Source organism: Streptomyces sp. SID3343 (assembly GCF_009865215.1).
Taxonomy (GTDB): Bacteria; Actinomycetota; Actinomycetes; order Streptomycetales; family Streptomycetaceae; genus Embleya.
Window position 1 is genome coordinate 1 of the sequence record NZ_WWJX01001159.1, and the last position, 204, is coordinate 204.

1 protein-coding gene is annotated in these 204 nt (G+C 75.0%); it reads right to left on the bottom strand.

The window, feature by feature from the left end:
* Positions 1 to 204 (bottom strand): hypothetical protein (locus GT354_RS36105; protein ID WP_161360607.1); only part of this gene is annotated, 204 nt, incomplete at both ends.

Here is a 204-nt window from a genome sequence, read left to right on the forward strand (position 1 = left end):
CCCGGTCGAGCACCGGGTAGGTCCGGAAGTCCAGCCCCACCAGGTGCCTGTCCCGGTGCCGCACCGGGAACACCCCCGACCAGGGGTGGCCCTCCAGAATCCGGGCGAACAGCCCCAGCACCTCCGTACGCCGCTCCGGGGCCACCAGGACGTCCGCCGCGAACCGCCCCACCGCCTGGTCCGCCGGGAAGCCGAGCAGGGCCT